This window comes from Rahnella selenatireducens, assembly GCF_046449555.1.
GTDB classification, from domain to species: domain Bacteria; phylum Pseudomonadota; class Gammaproteobacteria; order Enterobacterales; family Enterobacteriaceae; genus Rahnella; species Rahnella selenatireducens.
In genome coordinates this window covers 1-1,117 of sequence record NZ_JBKEZJ010000043.1, presented here as the reverse complement: position 1 = coordinate 1,117, position 1,117 = coordinate 1, and the positions used below count along the sequence as shown (strand labels likewise).

Genomic DNA, 1,117 nt, shown 5'->3' with positions numbered 1-1,117 from the left:
GGGATTACCGCGCTCATCATAGGTTTGCGTGGACTGACTGCCGTCCGGTCGGGTGACGGTGATGACGTCTCCGGCCGCGTTGTATTCCCAAACCGTTTTACCGCCAGCGCTGTCCTCGCGCGAAATCCGTCGCCCGCGCGCATCGTAGGCAAAGCGGGTTTTCATGCCCTCTTCGTGCAGGATTTCCAGCGGCTGGCCGTCGCGGTTGTAGCGGTAAGTCGTTTTGAAACCGGAGCAGTCGGTAAAACTTTCCAGCAAACCGGCTGCGTTCCATTCCAGCGTCTGACGCCCGCCCGCCGCGTCTTCGCTGGCGCAGGGCAAAGCGCTGATATCGTCTGCGTAATGGTAGCGTCGGGTCTGGCGCAGGGCGTCGGTGTCGGCTATCAGACGGCCAAACGCATCATATTCCCTGCTTACGCGGCGTCCGTCCGGCGCGGTGCTGCAAACCAGTTGGCCCTCCTGGTTGTAGTAGAACTGGCTGCGTTTTTCACCGCCCGGATGCAAAATCGCGCCCAGCGTGCCGCTGGCCGGATTGATGTGAAACTTAGTGGTTCGCCCGAGGACGTCAGTCTGGGATATCAGCTGACCGCGGTTATTAAAGGTGCTTTGCGTAGAGCTGCCGTCGGCCTGCTCGAGTCTGACCACGCGGCGTAATCCCTGCTCGCCTTCAAAGTGATAGACGCGTAAGCACCCGAGGCTGTCGGTGACGCGGGTCTGGTTCTTGCTGTATTCAAATTTGTAAGACAGGCCGCCAGGATTGACCTGCGAAATGACTTTTGCGGTGGCGTCGTACACGTAGCGCGTGGCCGGGCGTCCGGCATAGCGGTGAGCGACCATCAGGCCGGTGCTGGAAAGTTCCGGATGCCAGTCAAATTCCCGGACCACTTCGCCCGCGCGGTCACAGACGGTTTTTAGCTCACCGCGCGGCGTGTAGGCGTAGCGAGCCAGCGGTCTGGTCGGTAAATCCGGAAACGCTAAATCCTTCGTCAGCCAGACGGCGGAAAGCCGCACGCCGCCATCTTCGCCCCAGCCGGAATTCAGTGCGGGTTTGAAGTCCGGCAGCGTCATCAGTTCAAGGCGAAAACGCCGTCCGGCGCTGTCGGTGACGCCGGTAATT

General features: G+C 60.8%; 1 pseudogene. It reads right to left on the bottom strand.

The annotated features are described in order from the left end of the window. Nucleotides 1–1,117, bottom strand: a pseudogene (locus ACLBVC_RS24725) (hypothetical protein); the annotation flags it as partial.